This is a genomic window from Burkholderia sp. L27(2015), assembly GCF_009765705.1.
Lineage (GTDB): Bacteria > Pseudomonadota > Gammaproteobacteria > Burkholderiales > Burkholderiaceae > LMUX01.
On the sequence record NZ_LMUX01000004.1, the window covers coordinates 58,390 to 76,334 of the forward strand.

At 59.1% G+C, this 17,945-nt stretch carries 20 protein-coding genes; 14 read left to right on the forward strand and 6 right to left on the reverse strand.

What is annotated here, in order from left to right:
- The first annotated feature begins 86 nt into the window (after positions 1-86).
- Positions 87-2,195: an ATP-dependent helicase gene (locus GSQ77_RS00670; protein WP_254067393.1), complete on the forward strand. Its 2,109-nt coding sequence runs from the start codon at positions 87-89 to the stop codon at positions 2,193-2,195.
- Here the strand turns inward: GSQ77_RS00670 and GSQ77_RS00675 are convergent, their stop codons facing one another.
- From GSQ77_RS00675 to GSQ77_RS00690, 4 genes are all read right to left on the reverse strand, one after another.
- A complete protein-coding gene (locus GSQ77_RS00675) occupies positions 2,196-2,426 on the reverse strand; it encodes a hypothetical protein (RefSeq protein ID WP_158898010.1) in 231 nt (76 codons plus the stop codon).
- Positions 2,427-2,468: 42 nt separating this feature from the next.
- A complete protein-coding gene (locus GSQ77_RS29740) occupies positions 2,469-4,208 on the reverse strand; it encodes a methyl-accepting chemotaxis protein (RefSeq protein ID WP_158898012.1) in 1,740 nt (579 codons plus the stop codon).
- Positions 4,209-4,458: 250 nt separating this feature from the next.
- Positions 4,459-4,746 (reverse strand): hypothetical protein, encoded by a 288-nt coding sequence (locus GSQ77_RS00685; protein ID WP_158898014.1) that lies wholly within the window; start codon positions 4,744-4,746, stop codon positions 4,459-4,461.
- Between the two features lie 122 nt (positions 4,747-4,868).
- Positions 4,869-5,285 carry a MarR family winged helix-turn-helix transcriptional regulator gene (locus GSQ77_RS00690; protein WP_158898016.1) on the reverse strand — a complete coding sequence of 139 codons (417 nt, stop codon included), beginning with the start codon at positions 5,283-5,285 and terminating at the stop codon, positions 4,869-4,871.
- Between the two features lie 241 nt (positions 5,286-5,526).
- On the opposite strand from GSQ77_RS00690, the gene GSQ77_RS00695 reads away from it, so the two are divergent.
- Together GSQ77_RS00695 and GSQ77_RS00700 are read left to right on the forward strand one after the other, a co-directional pair.
- A complete protein-coding gene (locus tag GSQ77_RS00695) occupies positions 5,527-6,204 on the forward strand; it encodes an aspartyl/asparaginyl beta-hydroxylase domain-containing protein (RefSeq protein ID WP_158898018.1) in 678 nt (225 codons plus the stop codon).
- 27 nt (positions 6,205-6,231) lie between these two features.
- Positions 6,232-7,452, forward strand: a complete 1,221-nt coding sequence (locus GSQ77_RS00700; protein ID WP_158898020.1) for a DUF2252 domain-containing protein — start codon at positions 6,232-6,234, stop codon at positions 7,450-7,452.
- 97 nt (positions 7,453-7,549) lie between these two features.
- On the opposite strand, the gene GSQ77_RS00705 is transcribed toward GSQ77_RS00700, so the two are convergent.
- A complete protein-coding gene (locus GSQ77_RS00705; RefSeq protein ID WP_158898022.1) occupies positions 7,550-7,954 on the reverse strand; it encodes a PPC domain-containing DNA-binding protein in 405 nt (134 codons plus the stop codon).
- A 247-nt stretch (positions 7,955-8,201) separates the two neighbouring features.
- Here GSQ77_RS00705 and pyrB point away from each other — a divergent pair, with 247 nt between their 5' ends.
- The 3 genes from pyrB (at position 8,202) to GSQ77_RS00720 (ending at position 10,514) form a co-directional block, all read left to right on the forward strand.
- Positions 8,202-9,161, forward strand: coding sequence for an aspartate carbamoyltransferase (gene pyrB, locus GSQ77_RS00710; RefSeq protein ID WP_158898024.1), 960 nt, complete (start codon positions 8,202-8,204; stop codon positions 9,159-9,161).
- Positions 9,162-9,168: 7 nt separating this feature from the next.
- The gene (locus tag GSQ77_RS00715) at positions 9,169-9,930 is read left to right on the forward strand and encodes a sulfite exporter TauE/SafE family protein (RefSeq protein WP_158898026.1); all 762 of its coding nucleotides are present in this window, start codon (positions 9,169-9,171) and stop codon (positions 9,928-9,930) included.
- A gap of 218 nt (positions 9,931-10,148) precedes the next feature.
- A complete protein-coding gene (locus GSQ77_RS00720) occupies positions 10,149-10,514 on the forward strand; it encodes a DUF805 domain-containing protein (RefSeq protein WP_158898028.1) in 366 nt (121 codons plus the stop codon).
- A gap of 137 nt (positions 10,515-10,651) precedes the next feature.
- Here the strand turns inward: GSQ77_RS00720 and GSQ77_RS00725 are convergent, their stop codons facing one another.
- Positions 10,652-11,548: an NAD-dependent epimerase/dehydratase family protein gene (locus GSQ77_RS00725; RefSeq protein WP_158898030.1), complete on the reverse strand. Its 897-nt coding sequence runs from the start codon at positions 11,546-11,548 to the stop codon at positions 10,652-10,654.
- A 100-nt stretch (positions 11,549-11,648) separates the two neighbouring features.
- Here GSQ77_RS00725 and GSQ77_RS00730 point away from each other — a divergent pair, with 100 nt between their 5' ends.
- The 8 genes from GSQ77_RS00730 (at position 11,649) to GSQ77_RS00765 (ending at position 17,942) form a co-directional block, all read left to right on the forward strand.
- Positions 11,649-12,536 carry a LysR family transcriptional regulator gene (locus tag GSQ77_RS00730; RefSeq protein ID WP_158898032.1) on the forward strand — a complete coding sequence of 296 codons (888 nt, stop codon included), beginning with the start codon at positions 11,649-11,651 and terminating at the stop codon, positions 12,534-12,536.
- Between the two features lie 276 nt (positions 12,537-12,812).
- The gene (locus GSQ77_RS00735) at positions 12,813-13,145 is read left to right on the forward strand and encodes a DUF4148 domain-containing protein (RefSeq protein WP_158898034.1); all 333 of its coding nucleotides are present in this window, start codon (positions 12,813-12,815) and stop codon (positions 13,143-13,145) included.
- A 410-nt stretch (positions 13,146-13,555) separates the two neighbouring features.
- Positions 13,556-14,347 (forward strand): GNAT family N-acetyltransferase, encoded by a 792-nt coding sequence (locus GSQ77_RS00740; RefSeq protein ID WP_158898036.1) that lies wholly within the window; start codon positions 13,556-13,558, stop codon positions 14,345-14,347.
- Positions 14,348-14,498: 151 nt separating this feature from the next.
- Entirely contained in the window at positions 14,499-14,825 is a 327-nt protein-coding gene (locus GSQ77_RS00745; protein WP_158898038.1) for a YXWGXW repeat-containing protein, read from the forward strand.
- Between the two features lie 178 nt (positions 14,826-15,003).
- Complete coding sequence (locus tag GSQ77_RS00750) at positions 15,004-15,573, forward strand: RNA polymerase sigma factor (RefSeq protein ID WP_158898040.1); 570 nt, start codon at positions 15,004-15,006, stop codon at positions 15,571-15,573.
- Positions 15,570-15,980 carry a hypothetical protein gene (locus GSQ77_RS00755; RefSeq protein WP_158898042.1) on the forward strand — a complete coding sequence of 137 codons (411 nt, stop codon included), beginning with the start codon at positions 15,570-15,572 and terminating at the stop codon, positions 15,978-15,980. Before GSQ77_RS00750 ends, GSQ77_RS00755 begins: the two co-directional genes overlap by 4 nt.
- Complete coding sequence (locus tag GSQ77_RS00760) at positions 15,977-16,450, forward strand: periplasmic heavy metal sensor (RefSeq protein WP_158898044.1); 474 nt, start codon at positions 15,977-15,979, stop codon at positions 16,448-16,450. Before GSQ77_RS00755 ends, GSQ77_RS00760 begins: the two co-directional genes overlap by 4 nt.
- Positions 16,451-16,544: 94 nt before the next feature.
- A complete protein-coding gene (locus GSQ77_RS00765; RefSeq protein ID WP_158898046.1) occupies positions 16,545-17,942 on the forward strand; it encodes a DUF1800 family protein in 1,398 nt (465 codons plus the stop codon).
- The last annotated feature ends 3 nt before the right edge of the window (positions 17,943-17,945 follow it).

A 17,945-nucleotide genomic window follows, 5' to 3' on the forward strand; every position in this document is an offset into this window, starting at 1 on the left:
CACTGGTATAGTATGCTGTACGGATATACAGCCCACCCGGCACCGATTCTTTACGCCAAACCCGCATTTCTTGAGCACCGATTGCCGTGACGACTGTCCAGTCAGAACGCGGACCCGAAACCGCCCGCGCTAGTTACCTCGATAAATTGAACGCTGAGCAGCGACGAGCCGTCGAGCATGGCGTCGACCCTCGCGGCGCTGGGCATGGCGGCCCGCTGCTCGTAGTGGCCGGCGCGGGGTCCGGCAAGACCAACACACTGGCGCACCGGGTGGCGCACTTGGTGGCCAACGGCGCGGACCCGCGCAAAATCATGCTGCTGACGTTTTCGCGACGCGCGGCTTTCGAAATGACCCGCCGCGTTGAGCGGCTCGCGGCGCAGGTGCTGGGTCCGAATTCCGGACTCACCAAGGCGGCGCTGACATGGTCCGGCACCTTCCATAGCGTAGGCGCGCGGCTGCTGCGTGAGTATGCCGAGCATATCGGGCTGAGCCCCAGCTTCACCATCAACGACCGCGAGGACTCCGCCGACTTGATGAACCTGGTGCGTCACGATCTGGGCCTCTCAGGCCAGGCCAAACGGTTCCCAACGAAAAACACCTGTTTCGCGATTTATTCTCGCGCGGTCAATACCGAGGTGCCGTTGCAAACCGTGCTCGCCGGTACGTTTCCTTGGTGTGCCGGCTGGGAGGATGAGTTGCGCTCGCTGTTCTCGGCCTATGTCGAGGCCAAGCAGGCGCAGCAGGTGCTGGACTACGACGACCTGCTGCTCTACTGGGCGCGGATGGCTGCCGAGCCTGTGATTGCCGCGGACTTGTCGCCGCGTTTCGAGCATGTGCTGGTCGATGAATACCAGGACACGAATCGTCTACAAGCCAGCATCCTGCTTGCCCTCAAACCGGATGGGCGCGGTTTGACAGTGGTGGGCGACGATGCGCAATCGATCTATTCGTTTCGCGGCGCAACCGTGCGCAATATTCTCGACTTCCCCGCGCAGTTCACGCCGCCGGCGCAAACCGTCACGCTGGAGCGCAACTACCGTTCGACCACCGCCATTCTGGCCGCGTCCAACGCTGTGATCGGGCTTGCAGCCGAGCGCTTCTCCAAGCAACTTTGGTCCGATAAAGCCGGTACCGACCGGCCTCAGTTGGTGACGGTGCGCGACGAAGGGGAGCAGGCTGGTTTCGTGGTCGAATCGGTGCTGGCCAGCCGCGAGGGCGGCATGGTGCTCAAGGAGCAGGCCGTTCTGTTTCGCGCCTCGCATCACAGTGCCCAGTTGGAGGTGGAACTGACTCGGCGCAACCTGCCGTTCGTGAAGTTCGGCGGCTTGAAGTTTCTCGATTCGAGTCACGTCAAAGATCTGCTGGCGATGCTGCGCTGGCTGCAGAATCCTCGCGATCAGGTGGCCGGATTTCGAGTGCTGCAACTGCTGCCGGGCGTTGGTCCCGGCACGGCGTCGCGTGTGCTCGGCAGCTTGGCACAAGGCGGCGACACGCTTGCCGCGCTCAGTGCATTTGCACCGCCGCCTCGCGTCGCGCAGCAATGGTCGGAATTACTCGAACTGGTGGGACAGGTTTCGACGCAGAGCGCGGCGTGGCCGGCCGAGCTCGAACTGATCCGCGCCTGGTACGAACCGCACCTGCAACGACTGCATGAGGATGCCGAGACCCGCGTAGCCGATCTCGCGCAAATGCAGCAGATCGCTTCGACTTATCCGTCCCGGGAGCGTTTCCTGACTGAGCTGTCGCTCGATTTGCCCGATGCGACCAGCGATGAATCGGGCGTGCCCTTGCGCGACGAGGACTATCTGATTCTATCCACGATCCATTCCGCCAAGGGCCAGGAATGGCGCAGCGTCTACCTGCTCAATGCAGTGGACGGTTGCATGCCCTCGGATCTCGGAACGGGTAGCAGCGAGGACATAGAAGAGGAGCGGCGGCTCTTGTATGTCGCCATGACGCGCGCCAAAGACGAGTTGCATATTGTCGTGCCGCAGCGGTTTTATGTGCATCAACAAGCCAGCCAGGGCGACCGGCATGTGTATGCAAACCGGACGCGTTTTATCCCGGGGAAGTTGCTGACGTTATTCGAGAGCTTGTCATGGCCGCGCGCGGCGGCGCCCACCGACCATGGGCGCCGAGCCTTGGCCCAAGCCCGCATCGATATTGCGGGTGGCCTGAAAAGCATGTGGAAGTGATTAATTGTGGCTTGCGATAGCCGCTTCCAGCGCTTCTTTGGACGACGCCTCCAACCTCAGTGTGTCGTGGTGCTGGCAGGCAGTCCAGCTACCGCTGCGATGACTTTCCCAATTGCCCCACTCCCGCCCGTCGACCATCACGGCGCCGCGTTCGCGCAATGACGGGTCGGCAGGGTCGAGCACTGTGTCATCGTTGTGTAGCAATTGCACTTGGCTCTTCATCTTATTCATCCAGCTCCCCCAACGTCATCGATAGTCGAACGCCTTGCCGCTTTAAAAGGTTTCCCAATCGTCGGATGAGGAAGCGGTAGCCGCGAGTGCTTTTTTCGGGGCGGGTCGTTCGCGGGCGACGGCCGGTTTTGCCGTACGCGCCGGGACTTTGCGGGCGCGATCTATCACGTCGCGGGCGCTCTTCACCACGATCGGTGGGCGCGCGCGAGCAGGCTCGACATGGGCGCGCGCCGGTTCGCGCAGCTTGAAGGTCGCCATTTCGGAGCGCAGATGCGCGGCCTGCTCTTCCAACGATTGCGCTGCCGCCGACGCTTCTTCGACGAGCGCCGCATTCTGTTGCGTCACTTCATCCATCTGCGCAACCGCGACCGTAATCTGGGCGATGCCCTGGCTTTGCTGCTGCGCCGCCGTTTCGATTTCGTGGATGATGCCCGACACGCGCGACAGCGCGGCCTGTGCTTCTTGCATCGTAGCGCCGGCGCTTTCGACCAAGGTCGAACCCGTATCGATCTTGCCGACCGAGGTCTGGATCAAATCGCGGATTTCCTTAGCGGCCGTGGCGCTGCGTTGCGCCAAGGTACGGACTTCCCCCGCCACCACGGCAAAGCCGCGCCCTTGCTCGCCGGCTCGGGCCGCTTCCACTGCGGCATTGAGCGCCAGAATATTGGTCTGGAACGCGATGCCTTCGATCACCGAAATGATCTCGACCATCTTGTTCGACTGACTCGAAATATCGCGCATTGTCTCGACGACTTCCGACACAGTGGCACCGCCACGATCGGTGACAGTTGCCGCGTCGCCGGCCAGTTCGGTGGCGCGCTTCGCGTTGTCGGCAGTGCGCTTAACCATCGCGGTAATTTGCGCCATGCTCGACGCGGTTTCGCCGAGCGACGCCGCTTGCTCTTCGGTGCGTTGCGAAAGATCCAGATTGCCGCCGGCGATTTCCTTGGCTGCCACGGCAACGTTATCGGCCGAGCTGGTGATGCCGTGGATGGTTTTGACCAAGCTGTCGCGCATCGCTTTCATATTTGCGATCAAGCTGTTCGTGTCGCCCGGTACCGTATCGATTTCTGCGGACAGATCGCCGGTCGCGATCTTCGCCGCGACGGCCGAGGCATAGCTGGGATCACCGCCGAGCTGCTTTTGGATGCTGCGCGCAGCGTACGCGATAAACAACGACAGTATCGCCACAATGGCGGCCAGTACCGAAGAAGGAAAGATCAGCGATTTCAATACTTCGGTATTGATATCGTCTGTGTAGGCGCCCGTCGTGAGCGCCCATTGCCACGGCTTATAGGCGAGGACGTGGCTGGTCTTGGGCACGGGGTCGCCGCCGGCGGCATGCGGCCAAACGTAGTTGATAAAGCCGGATCCAGAATTTCGGGCCATATCGGAAATCATGACGTAGACCGGATTGCCCGCTTGATCCTTGAAGTCCCTGAGGTCCTTGCCATTGAGTTCCGGTTTGATCGGATGCATGACGCTGCGTGCATCGAAGTCGGACACCGAGATGTATCCGTCTTGGCCGAAGCGCAGCGCCTTGATGCGTTCGAGCGACTGCTTTTGCGCTTCTGCGACACTCATCGCGCCGCTGTCGGCATAGGCCGCATATTGCTTGATGATGGACAACGCAATTTCGTTCGCATGTACCAGATCGGACTGACGTTCTCCAAGTCGCACTTCACGGGCTTGATAGGCGTTGAAAATGCCTACTATAAGTAACCCTAGGATGCTGATGATCAGCGGCATCCAGAGCTTCTGTTTAAAAGTCAGTGTGTGCATCGCAGCCCCTCTCAATATGTTTCAGTCCAACGTCCCGGCTTAGTCTTGCCGGTGTCGCGATGTGTGTGTACGCGCGTGTGCATACCAGCGCTGGAGCGTACCGCTCATTCTGACGTTTAACTATATTGTTTAACCCTAATCTCAAAAGTTTCTGGTGCCGTGTTGTTAAAACACACGGAGATTTCAGGGGGCGCTTAATTTTATTTGGGGCGCGAACAGGCCTACTAACTATTTTTGTCTGTGATGCAGACTAGATTCCGCGAGAGCATGCGGCGATGGCTTCTAGATGGCTCGCTCGGTAACGCGAGTCGGCAGTGGAGACGTTCGGGTTCACACCCGCTTGCGTTGCGTGACTGTCGACGCAGCGCGCGAGATTCGAACGTGCGCTATCTATCGTGACGGGCATCAGCACAACAGCCAGTGCAATTGCGGTCACGGCGGCGGCGGACACACGCTTGCGCGAGGGGCGCGCTGCCGACTGAGTGGCGACGTAGCGGGAAATGCAGGGCGTGGAGTTAGCGGTGCAGGCTGGCTTCATTTTATTTTTCCTTTAGATACTGCAGCGGCAAATGGTTAGCTAGACAACTAGAATGGCTGAAAAAAAGCGGCTTCATGTGCACGCGAAATTTGGGCTTTTCATTCCTTTCACTCCGATCTTAATCAGGTCAGCTTGCCCCTAACCTTTCCCAGCGTGCCGATTGCATTGTCGAACACTTGAGCGCCGAGTTGTCCGCGCAAGCGCTTCGCGAGTGCGGCGCTAACGGCATTGATCGGTTCATCGATTGCCAGTGCAGCCTCCGTCGGAAAAAGATGCCATTCGCGACCATCTTCGGTCGAAGGCCGCCGCGCGATCAATTGCTTGGCCAGCAGCCCGTCGATGACCCGCGTTGCGGTGGGGCGCGCGATGCATAGCAAACTTGCAATCTCGCGATTCAACATCCCGGGCGTTTTCAGCACCGCACGCAGTACAAACCCCTGCTGCGGCGTGAGGCCGAACGGCTCGTAAGCGGCAGTCCATTCGCGCTCGACAATACGGGCGAGCGCGGTGGCGTTGAAGTAAAGGCAGTGATCGAACATGAGCCCATGATAAAACACATATCATTAGCTATGCAACTATAAATTTGGATGCCGACGAGGACCTTGGAAAAATCGCGGTCGCCGCCGGGTTCTTCGGATTCGCTGCTGGGTTGTCCGCCTTCGCCGCGCTCGGCGCCTCGCGGATGAACGTTTCCTTACCTTGCGTTACAAAGGGGATATGCAACGGCGATTGATGCTAACGTGCAAATTTTCCTGACTAGTTGCAACCGAAAAAATAGACATGAGTGTTTTGTACGATTTCTCGGCCAATCTTATTCGTCGAATTTACGATGCGCGGATTTCTGATCAACCGGTACTGGACATGGAAACGCTATTTCCTGACGGTCGCCGATTCCAGCAAGCGTGGCCACAACTGCGCGAAGAGGCCTTGACGCTCGCCAAGCAGTTGCATGCGGTGCCGCGGTTTCATGAACTGATGGCGTCCCAGGCGGAGATCTCGGCCAATGACGGCATAGACTGGCGTGTGTTCGTGCTCAAGGCCTACGGCATCGATATCAAGAAGAACCAGGCGGCGTGCCCGCAACTCGCGCAGTTGGTGGCGTCGTGCCCCGATGTATTGTCGGCATCCTTGTCGTTTTTGGCGCCGCATAAACATATTCCACGTCATCGCGGCCCGTTCAGAGGTGTGTTGCGTTTCCAGCTCGGTTTATCCGTGCCGCGGGCGGCCGACGGCGCAGCCGCTGCGGTGCTCACGCTCGATGGCCGGGAGCATCGTATCGGCGACGGGCAAGCGATGTTGTGGGACGACACCTTCGCGCACGAAGTGCACAATCGCAGCGATGCCGTGCGCATCGCGTTGCTGCTCGATGTGCGTAGGCGTGGCATGCCGCTGGACATGACCGTGCTCTCGCGGCTGCTGATACGCGCCGTCGGTATTGTCATACGGTTTGGCCAGTAATTTAACGCCTGTCAATGAGAGGTCACCGTGAACGTCATCCGTCGAATCCACAAAGCCAACGAGGGGCGCGATCCCGAGCGTCTCGCGATGAAATACGCGATCATGCGCGGCAGCGCGTTCAGCTTTTTGCGCGGCACCTGCCATTTGTTCTACGACCGTTTGCCCAAGGACGGTGTTTTCAAGTCGGCGCCACTGGCCTGGCTGTGTGGCGACCTGCACCTGGAAAACTTCGGCAGTTATAAAGGCGATAACCGGCTCGCCTATTTCGACATCAACGATTTCGACGAAGCCGCGCTGGGCCCGCTCAGTTGGGACTTGGTACGCTTGCTGACCAGCATCCTGATTGGCGCCGGGACATTCGGGGTGGACCGCGCGCAGGCGCGTGCGCTTTGCGGGCAGTTTATCGATGCCTACGCAGCAGCGCTGGCCTTGGGCAAGGCGCGATGGGTCGAACGCGAAACCGCGCAGGGGATGGTCAGAGAATTGCTGGACCGTCTGCGAGAGCGTAACCGCGCTGCGTTTCTCGACACCCGTACGATCAACAAGGACGGCCGGCGCGTGTTTCGATTGGACGGCCGGAAAACGCTGCCGGTTTCCGATGCGCAGCGCAAGCGTGTCACCGCGTTTATGAAACGCTTTGCCAAAACGCAGCCTGATCCGGCGTTCTACAAGGTGCTCGACGTCGCGCGCCGGATTGCCGGTACCGGAAGCCTGGGCGTTGACCGTTACGCGATCCTCGTGGGCGGCAAAGGCTTGCCCAACCAGAACTATCTGCTCGATCTGAAGCAGGCGCTGCCTTCCAGCATCGCGTCTCATCGTGGTCGTGGGCAACCGGCGTGGGCCAGCGAGGCGCATCGTGTCGTGGCACTACAGCAGCGCATGCAGGCGGTGCCGATGGCGTTCTTGCATCCCGTCATGCTCGGCCGGCGCAGCTACATCCTGCGTGCTTTGCAGCCGCTGGAAGATCGCGTACCGCTTGCCAAGAGTCATCACGACATCGAAAATATTGCCGGGGTGATGCGGGTCATGGGCCAGTGCACCGCGTGGGATCATTTACGAAGCTCGGGGCGGCAAGACTCCGCGACGGCCGATGAGTTGATTGCTTTCGCGAATCAAAAGTCGTGGCGGCGGGAATTGCTGGCCGCCGCCAAGGCACTCAGCGTCAAGGTCGAGCAGGACTGGCAGACGTATTGCGACGCGTTCGATGCCGGCGCGTTTGCAATCGAGGGATACACAGACGCACCTTGAAACGGTGGACAAAAAATGATGCGCGTCGCCGACGTGGTCGCGGCGCTCACGATCACGACCGCCGGGGTTTCGTGCGCTTGTGATTTCGGAGATGCTTTCACTCCAATCCTGTTATCTCCCGGATTACAAGCTCCGGGTATCCCGATTGCGGATCATGCTCGCGAGAAAACTCATGGTGTGGCAGCAGGGCTAATAGTATTTCGGCCGTGGTACGTACGATGCACCCGGGCGACACATGACCGCCGATGACGCGACCTTGAGCATCGGACACACTCATATGCAAATGGCTAGCTGTTGGCGAGAGCGATCCTGCCAACGTGAGAATCTCCAGATCACCGCGCAGTACTGTCGGCTGGTCGGCCCCGGCCAAGCGTATCTGCGCCACGCTCAAGCTGCCGATACCCTGTATGACGAACGCCGCGCCGATGTGCTGAGCGTGCAACGCGGCTTCCAGGGCTATGCGGAGATCGTTGCCGGGCGCGAGGCGCAGGGGTAGGGCCATGCAGGGCCCAAGGGTGGGATTTGTCATCGGTTTGGCTACGCAGCGTTTTGTTTATCTAGTATGCCCGTCTGGTGACTTTGAGTCGAAATAATCAGGTGAGTGGATTTTTTTAGACAAAATCCACCGAGGTTTATATCAGTACTACTAATTTAAGAATTTTCCTGAAGTGATTCCCGGCGCTGGCCCTCGTAAATGTTTTTTTTTGATGGCAGGCTTATACAATTGTTTTTTTACAAACTCCCAACCTATGTGGTCAGAAAAACTTTTAACGGTGGCCGACTTGGATCGCGATTCGATCGACATGATCTTTCGTCTGGCTAGCCGGATGGAGTCGTTCAAGGATAGACATCGACTGATACTCGCGGGGAAAATCGTATCGATGCTTTTTTTTGAATCAAGTACGCGCACGCGGATGAGTTTCGAAGCCGCGGCCCACCGATTGGGGGCCAGCGTGATTGGGTTTGCAGATCCGGCTTCAACGCGGGGAGGGTTGGGCGAATCCGTACAGGATGTGATCCGGATGGCAAGCGCGTACTCGGATGTTGTCATTGTCAGGCATCCCACTCTTGCTGCCGCGCAGTTTGCCGGGGGCGCTATCACGACTCCACTGATCAATGCTGGGGATGGGTTGAATAATCATCCTAGCCAGACGCTCCTTGATCTTTATACGATCCAAAAGGAATTGGGCAGCATCGACGGGCGCCACATCGGTATTGCTGGCGGCCTGAAGCATTCACGCGCGGCAAAGTCACTTTGTCTGGGTCTAGCGAAGTTCAACGATGTCACGGTCCACCTTGCAAGTCCGCGCGGCTTTGAAATCGATCTGGATATCGTCGATTTCATGCGAACAAACGGGGTGCGCGTTCGACGACACGAGAACCCGAAAGACTTCTTAGCGACAGTCGATGCATTGTACGTAGTCAGAGTTCAGAGGGAGCGTTTTGAGAGTGAGGCGGCCTATGCCTCGACACTCGACCTATTCCGCATTGACCGGAATTTCTTGAAGCAGGCCCGTCCCAATCTGATCGTTCTGCATTGTCTTCCTAGAACGGCCGAGCTTCCTTGCAACGTCGACGACACGCCGCACAACAAATATTTCGCGCAAGCATCGAACGGCGTAGCGGTGCGCATGGCGTTGCTTGCTGCTTTCTTGAGAAAAGACGCTTTCGAAACTGGAAATTGCGTTTCATTCGAGTCGATCGCTTAGCTAGCCCATGAACATTCTCGAATCGATCCCGATCGGGATCGCCGGCCTTTTCGTTGGCATCGTTTCCGTAACCGCCGGCGGAGGCGCTACGCTTGGCGTGCCGTTTTTGATGGCTTATGGCTACACGGCCAACGACGCGATAGTGATCGTCAAGTTTGCCCTGCTGGCGTCATTTATCGCTGGCACGCTCGCCTATAAACGTTCTGCCAAGACCGAATTTTCGATTCCGAAAATAGTCTGGCCGTTGTCGTTCGTCGGAGCACTGACCGGTTCGAGCATTGTGCTCACCGTCGCTCCCAACGTTCTACGGCTGATTGTCCTGGTGCTGCTGGTGCTGGTTCTAGTCATGAGTTGCACCATCAAGCAATTTAAAAGCGAAAGCCCCGCTGACGATTTTTCACAAAAGAAAATCGGTGGTGCCGTCGCAATTTTTTTGTTGGCTGCCTATTCGGGATTTTTCGGAACGGGTTACGGTTCCTTTTTGATGTTCGCGCTAATGTACTTTTACGGTTTGTCTTTTCTCGACAGTGCGGCCGCAATGACGAGAATAAATTTATTAGTCACGGGGACATCTGTAGCAAATTTCATAGCGAAAGGCGCTGTTAATTTCCACGTCGCTGTGCCCTTAGCGCTGGGCTGCGCCGTCGGCGGCGTCGCCGGAGTAGCAATCGCTCGACGCAATGGTAGCCGGGCGGTGCGAATCATCTTTCTGGGTGCCAGCACCTTGCTAACCGTTAAACTCGGTTTTGATATTCTCAGGAACCCATAGAACTATCGAGCACATTTTTTGTGTCTTAAATAGCACGAAGTAGTTTAAAAGAATTTGCATGACGTTTTATTGACAGCACTCTGGATGCCGCCTACATTGCCGGTACGGTATAACTCGGAAAACGTCGATGAAACCCAATTTGGAACTTGGTAAGCAATCCAGTCCATTATTCGAATACGACAGCCGGGCAACGTAGTGACTATCGACCGGAGATGAGTATGACGACAGCACAGCGGGGAGTGGGGCTCAATGCCGCGATTTCAATCGCCTTTTCGAAGTACGCGGTGTTCTCCGGACGCGCATCGCGATCCGAATATTGGTGGTTCGCGTTGTTCAGCGGTCTCTGCTCTCTTGTCGCCGCGTTTATCGGGGCGATGCTGGGTCGCCTTATCAATAGTTTCCTGGATCTTATTTTATTTGTGGTCTTTTTCTTGCCTTCGCTTTCGGTAGCGGTTCGTCGGCTGCACGATACCAATCGCAGCGGATGGTGGTGGTGGATCTGTCTCGTGCCCGCAATCGGCGCAATCGTGCTGATTATCTTTCTGGTGCTGGAGCCGGTAGACGAGGGTAATCGCTTCAACTAGGCTGATCGCAATCGCAATCGCAATCGCAATCGCAATCGGCGAGCGCAGTCTAGCTCAGCCGAGGTTGACGCTTTAGCCGCACGGCGAAAGCCTCTAAAGCGTGTGGCCAAGGCGTACGTCTGTCATGCGATGGCTGCTCAGTGCACCTCGCGAGCGATCCAATCCAGCACCGAGCTGTGTTGCGGCGCCCAGCCCAGTTGCTTGCGCGCGCGGTCGGCGCGGACCCGACTGTTGGAGCCCAGTCCATAAGAGGCCATTTCGTAATCCCATTCCGCGATGGCCGCCTCGAGCGGCCAGTCTTGCGGCTCGCCCAGGTGCATTGCATGCGCAATCGCCGTGCTCATCTGACGAAATGACGCTTCGCCGTTTTCGACAAAGTAGAACGTGCCTGCGGGCGCTTTTTCGAGCGCCAGTCGATAGAGCGCGACCACGTCATCGATATGCACGTTCGACCAGATGTTCGCGCCACGCCCCACATGCCGGACCACGCCGCTTTTGCGCGCCTGATTGATCAGCCGTGGCAACTGCACGCTTTCGCGCGACAAGGCGCCGCCGTTACCGTAAATCAAGGTATTACACAGCACTGCAGAGCGCACTCCCTGGTCCGCGCTAGCCAATACGCGGTTGTCGATTGCCACGCGCGCGGCCTTGTCAGCGGTGGGGACGGGTAAATGCGCCTCGTCATAGATGACGTCGGAGGCAGTGTCGCCGCCCGACGCGTCGCCGACGATGCTGGAACCGCTCGTATGCAAAAAGGGTTTGTTCGAACCCGCCAAGCCTTCGATCAACGCCTCGACCGCGCCGGCATGGTCGCTGCTGGCCGCATTGATCACGGCGTCGGCGGCGCGCGCCTCGGCGATCAGCAACTCGCGATCGTCCAGCGTGCCTACGCGAGTGGCGATGCCCAACTGTTCGAGCGCGCGCGCTTGTTCGGCGCTGCGAACCAAGCCAGTGATCTGGTGACCCGCCTTGAGCAAACCCGTGGCGATTGACCCACCGATAAAGCCGCCTGCGCCGGTAACGAAAATTTTCATGAAGAGCTCCTGGATGTGGAAAGGCTGGGACCTATTATCCGGATCTTATTCAACGCAGAAACAGTGTTAATATCAATATTATATTGATTAAAAATCAAGAATGCCTTTCTCGACCAACGAACTCCTGGCCTTTGTCACCGTGATAGACTGCGGGTCGATTACGGCTGCCGCCGAGCAATTGGGGCAGACGGTTTCCGGCGTAAGTCGTGCATTGGGGCGGTTGGAAAAGAAGCTCGACGCCACGCTATTGCAACGCACGACGAGGCGTCTGCGATTGACCGAGGATGGCGAACTGTTCCTGGGTGGCGCGCGCCAGATCCTGCGTGCGATGGATCAAGCCGAAGAGCAGATTGCCTTGCGCCGACACCAGCCTGCGGGGCGTTTGCGCGTCGACGCCGCAACGCCGTTCATGCTTCATTGCATCGTGCCGCATATCGCGGAATTCAGCCGTCTGCATCCCAAGATCCGACTGGATTTGAGCAGCAACGAGCGCAATATCGATCTGCTAGAGCAGCACACCGATATCGCGATTCGCATCGGCGCGCTCGAGGATTCCACGCTGCATGCTCGTTCGCTGGGAAGTAGCGCCGTGCGTTTGCTGGCGAGCCCGGCGTATCTCGCTGAACATGGTGAACCGCTCGAAGTCGCCGATCTGTCGCGCCATCGATTGCTGGGCTTCACCGATCCCGAAATATTGAATCATTGGCCGCTGCGGCACGCAGGCGGCGAGTTGCTCAAGATCACGCCGGATCTTGCTGCTTCCAGTGGGGAGACACTGCGTCAGCTTGCGCTGGCCGGCTTGGGCGTGGTTTGCCTGGCCGATTTCATGAGCGGCTCGGACGTGAGCGCCGGCCGCTTGCTGCCGGTACTGAGCTACGCGCTTGCCCCTTATCGCCAGCCGATCAGCGCCGTGTATTACCGTAATACTTCGCTGGCGGCCCGCATTACGAGCTTTCTCGACTTTATCGCGCAACGCCTGATGCTATGAGCGTTTCTTGCGCGCGAGCCAATACATTGTTGCGCATCTAAGAATAATTCGGTCGGGCGACACATGGCCGTGACCTGAAGCGCTTGTGCCATAAGGGTAAGGTCGATATGGCCGCGACGTCACTCGGTGCACTGTGCGCGAAATCGTAATAATCCATTCCATCGTCCCCTCTTAATCTTCAGTCGTCGAATCTCTACTATCGGTTCTGTCAACGCAGCAAACGGAAACCCGCCACGCTGACGTCCCCTTCTAAAAATTGATGACTGGAGTATTAAAATGAACACGAAACTTTTGGCTGCCCTGTTGCTTTCGACCGCTGTAATCGCTACGCCAGCATTCGCCGGCAACGCCCACGTTGGTGACGACGTCAGCGCATGGGCTGGTACGAGCACAACGACCCGCGCTCAAGTGCGTGCAGACTTGATCCAATCGGGTCAACTCGCAAGCCGTGCTGGCAGCGAAGAAACCACGTACCCGGTACTGGCTCAAGCGAATAGCGGCGTATCGCGCGCTCATGTGCGCTCGGAGCTGATCCAATCGGGTCAACTAGCCAGTCGCGTGGGTAGTGAAGAAACCACCTATCCGGTGCTGAATTCCAAGGCCGGTTAAGTCACCGCTTCACAGTAGTGGGGCCGAGTGCCCCAAGTGGCTGCGGCTTCAAAAGACATGTTTGCTCTTCGCCACGCGGCCGGCTAAACGCTAAGTCAGTGCTGGCAGGGTCGCCACCCTGGTCTTGCCATGAACATGAAACGCCCCCGAAATTTCGGGGGCGTTTTTTATTTAACAATAGACGCCGTTCCCACGGTTGGAAGAGATTCCTAAACGCATCTTCAGTTGATTTAGATATCAATGTTCCATATAAGTAACATCAAATCAGAATATCTTCTGTGGAGTGCAGGCTGTCCTGTCTGACGAGGACGGTTAGTCCAAAAGAATCAACGCAATCTCTACGTCAATCCCGATGGTCCTTTTGGACACAAATCGCGGTGATCAATTTTAAAATGTCCCAGGAGCAAACAATGGTAGTTCCTTCGCCCGAATCCGACGCGATCAAAATCCTTGAAGAATGCGCGATGAATGCCTGGCCGGCACATCAAAGCGTGTTGTGCGACGGTTGGGTGCTACGTCTGGCCGCCGGTTATACCAAGCGCGCAAATTCTGCGAACGCCTTGTTTCCGACCGGACGGTTTAGCGAGATCGTGCCGCTCATCGAGGCGTTTTATGCACGCCATGCGTTGCCCACCGTGTTTCGTTTGTCTCCGCTGGCAGGCACTGAGCCGGCGTCAGTCCTGGACGCGGCGGGTTACCGATACGTCGACCCCACGCTGGTAATGACGCTCGCGCTTTCAGCGACGCTCCCAGCCGCCTGCGCAAGCACGCGTGCAAGCGAATTGACGGCGCTCGACGATGAGGTCGTGATCGAGCCTACGGCCAGTGCCGAGTGGCGCGAGGGTTTCGCACGGGCGAATGCCGTGGCGCCTGCTTCTCGTCCCGTACACGATCGCATGCTGGGGTTGATCGCGCTACCGGCGGCATTCGCAACGCTGACTCGCAATGGTGTTCCGATTGCCTACGGGCTCGCCGTGGCCGAGCGCGGCAACGTGGGCTTGTTCGATATCGTTGTCACGCCTGCTGAACGCGGGCGCGGTGCAGGTCAAAAGCTGATTGCGGGGTTGCTGCGCTGGGGCCAAGGGCAGGGCGCTGCGCAAGCTTATTTGCAAGTGACTGCCAGCAACACTGCTGCGGTCGGGCTCTATCGCAAGCTGGGGTTTGCTCTGGCTTACGAGTACCACTACAGGGTCCGTGCGTGACTGCTGCACCCTCGGCACGCTGGGTCGCGCAAATATTTCAGCCGTAATAAAAACAATGGTGAACTACCGCGGGAAAACGACCGATTTCTCGCGCAACTGCGTTTAACAAGTACGAACCCACTATCGTCATTGCAGTTAAACGGAGATAACTATGAAAAACACCCTCAAACTCAAACCCTTCGGGGCGACCCGTCTTCGGCTGACGAAGCTGGCTGCGGGTGCGGCCGGTGCGCTCGCGCTGTCGACCGCTTTTGCCCAAGTCATTGTGGTGGCACCCCCGCCGCCGCGCGTCGAGGTCGTACCGCAAGCAAGGCCTGGTGTCGTATGGGATCCGGGTCACTGGCAAATGCAGCGCGGGGCCTATGTTTGGATTCCCGGCCATTGGCGCCGCGTGCGGGTTGGCTATCGTTGGGCGCAAGGACACTGGGTCCAGCGCGGCCCTAACTGGATCTGGGTCGAAGGCCATTGGGTGCGCTGAAATTGTTTTCACAAGGACGCTAGATGAAAGCCATTTTCGTGACGACCCTTGGCGTCGTGGTACCGGACGCTTGTGCATCAGCTCGTTCATGGGTTTTAGCGCGGGCATTGCCACGGGCTTTTGCACCGGGCCGCGTCGACCGCTTTGGCGGTGTAGGTCGTGACCGGGGTAGCGCCCGTTGATTGAAGAGGACCCGGATGCGGACTTGCTCGCGCGTGTGGGCGAGCACGATCCGCATGCCGTGCGCGAGATGGTGACGCGCAAGTTACCGCGGGTCCTGGCCATGGCCACGCGCATGTTGGGCGATCGAGCGGAAGCCGAAGATGTCGCGCAGGAGACGTTCGTGCGCATCTGGAAACAGGCGTCGCGTTGGAAAGTGGGCAATGCCCGATTCGACACCTGGATGCATCGTGTGGTGCTGAACCTGTGTTACGACCGGCTGCGCGGACAGCGTGGGCAGCGTGAGGAGCCGGTCGAGGATGTCGCGGACGCTGTCGATCCGGCCAAGCGCCCCGACGAGCAATTCGACGAACGCTCGCGTGGCGATCGCGTCGGCGCGGCGTTGGCGAGATTGCCGGCCAGGCAGCGCGAGGCACTGGTGCTGCACTATTACCAGGAATTATCCAATGAAGACGCGGCTGCGCTGATGGGCGTATCCATCGAAGCACTTGAAAGCTTGCTCGCGCGTGCGCGGCGCAACATGCGTGCGTCTCTCATCGGCCAAGGCGATACCAAGGACATGCTATGACACCCGAACGTTTCCGTACCTTGATCGAAGCCTATGGGGCCGACCCTCAACTGTGGCCTGCCGCCGAACGCGCAGCTGCCTCGGCTTACGCAAGCCTCGACGGGCATGACGCGTGGTCCGAGGCGGTCGAACTCGACCGCCTGCTGGCGACTCACCGCGTGGCGCAGCCCGATGGCGCGTTATACCGTCGAATTCTCGATGCCGCCCCGGCGCCGCGCGCCGCATGGCGTCGCGCCCGGGTTTGGTGGTCGAGCGCGGCATTGGCCGGGTTTAGCGTTGCTGGGGGGCTGGCCGGTGCACTGGTGGTGTCAATAGTGGTTTCGAGTTTGACGCCGCCGGCGCCAGTCAACCCCGCGTTTTCAACTGCGGTTTTCAGTGAGCCGTTCGCGGACGGAGGCAGCGAATGACTAGTCGTTCGGTTCGGGTTCTGGTGATCGTCTCGGTGTTGCTGAATGTGTTCCTGATTGGCGGCATTGTCGGCGGTGGTTATCGATGGATTGCGGCGCAGCGCTCGGTCGCCGCGCAACAAGCCCGGCCGCTGCGGTTTGCGGTCGATGGCCTGTCGAAGGAGCGCCAGCAACAATTCGCCGATGATCTGCGGCAGGCGCGCCGTGATAGCCGTACGCTGGCTCAAGACAGTCGCGAAGGCCGTCTCGACGTGTCACAGGTGCTGGCCGCGCCGCAACTCGACCCGACTGCACTCGACGCCGCACTCACGCGCACGCGCGATGCCGATGTGGCCTTGCGCATGCGCGTCGAACAAACCATAGCGACTTTTGCGGCGAGCTTATCGCCCGAAGAGCGCGTTATTTTTGCCGATGGTTTGAGGCACGACGGTTTGCTGAGGGTTGCGCCTGCGCCGCCGGAAAAAAAATAGCATCGGTCGCGCCGGGCTGGCTTCATAAGCGACGGCACGCGATGTTCACTCCCATTTCCGCCCGGATTGCCGGGACAGTCGAACGGAGGTCGTGATGACTGACATGCCACATATGACGTCGGCTGCAATTGCGGTCAATCGCTTTGGGCTGGGCGCGCGTCCTGATGAATCGCCGCCTGCCAATCCGAAAGGCTGGCTGCTCGGACAGTTTGAGCTTTACCAGGCGGCGCCTGCCGCTTGGGCCAACCAGCCGCGCACCGCGGCGCTTGCAAGCGAGTTGCTTGAACAGCAACGCGAGTTGCGCATGGCGGATGCCGACGCCAAACAAGCGGCGCGCAAAAGCCTGGGCCGCGAGACGCTGGCCACTTATCGCGCGGCGGTCAATGCGCGGGTTGCCAGCGCATTGACCACGCCCGCCCCGTTTGTCGAGCGACTGGTGCATTTCTGGGCCAATCACTTTGCGCTCTCGACAGAAAAAATCCCCGTCGCGACGCTGGCAGGCGCGTTCGAAGTCGAAGCGATACGCCCGCACGTGCTCGGCCGTTTCGACGACATGCTGCTGGCCGTCGAGACCCACCCCGCGATGCAGATTTACCTCGATCAGGCGCGCTCGGTCGGTCCCAACAGCCTCGCGGCGGTGCGTGCCGCGCAGCGCAATCCCGATCATCCGCGCGGGCTCAACGAAAACCTGGCTCGCGAAATCATGGAGCTGCATACCTTGGGTGCGCGCAGCGGCTATACCCAGGCCGATGTGACGGAATTCGCACGTGCACTGACGGGCTGGAGCATCGAAGGGATGGGCGGTGGCCAAGCGGGTTCGGGCGGCGCGGGCAGCTTTGTGTTTCGTGAGCAACTGCATGAACCGGGGGAGCGCATCGTCTTGGGCCGACGCTACGATCAGCCGGGTCAGGATCAAGCCGGCGCGGTGCTGCGCGATTTCGCGGCGGCGCCGGCCACGGCCCAACATATTTCAGGAAAGCTCGCACGACACTTCGTCGGCGATACGCCGCCACCGGCCTTGGTCGAGCGGCTGTCCAGTGTGTTTATCGGCAGCAACGGCGATTTGCCCAGTGTCTATCGGGCATTGATAGAAGCGCAGCAGTCGTGGGTGCCCAACCCGGTCAAATTCAAGACGCCTTGGGACTGGACGCTTTCGTCGATGCGCGGGCTGGGCTGGCAGGACGTCAGCAAAATCCAGTGCGCGCAGATGCTGACGCAACTGGGTCAGCCCACTTGGCGGCCGGGGTCGCCCGCCGGTTACGACGACATTGCCGGGAGCTGGGCCGCGCCCGATGCGTTGGTGCGCCGGGTCGAACTCGCCCAGCGCTTCGCGGCCCAGGTCGGCGATGGGCATGATCCCCAGTTGCTTGGCCGCACGCTGCTCGGCGGTGGTGCGCTGAGCGCGCCGACTAGCGAGGCCGTGCGCGAAGCCGACAATCCGACGACAGCCATTGCGCTGCTGCTTGTTTCACCCGATTTTCAACGGAGATAAGCA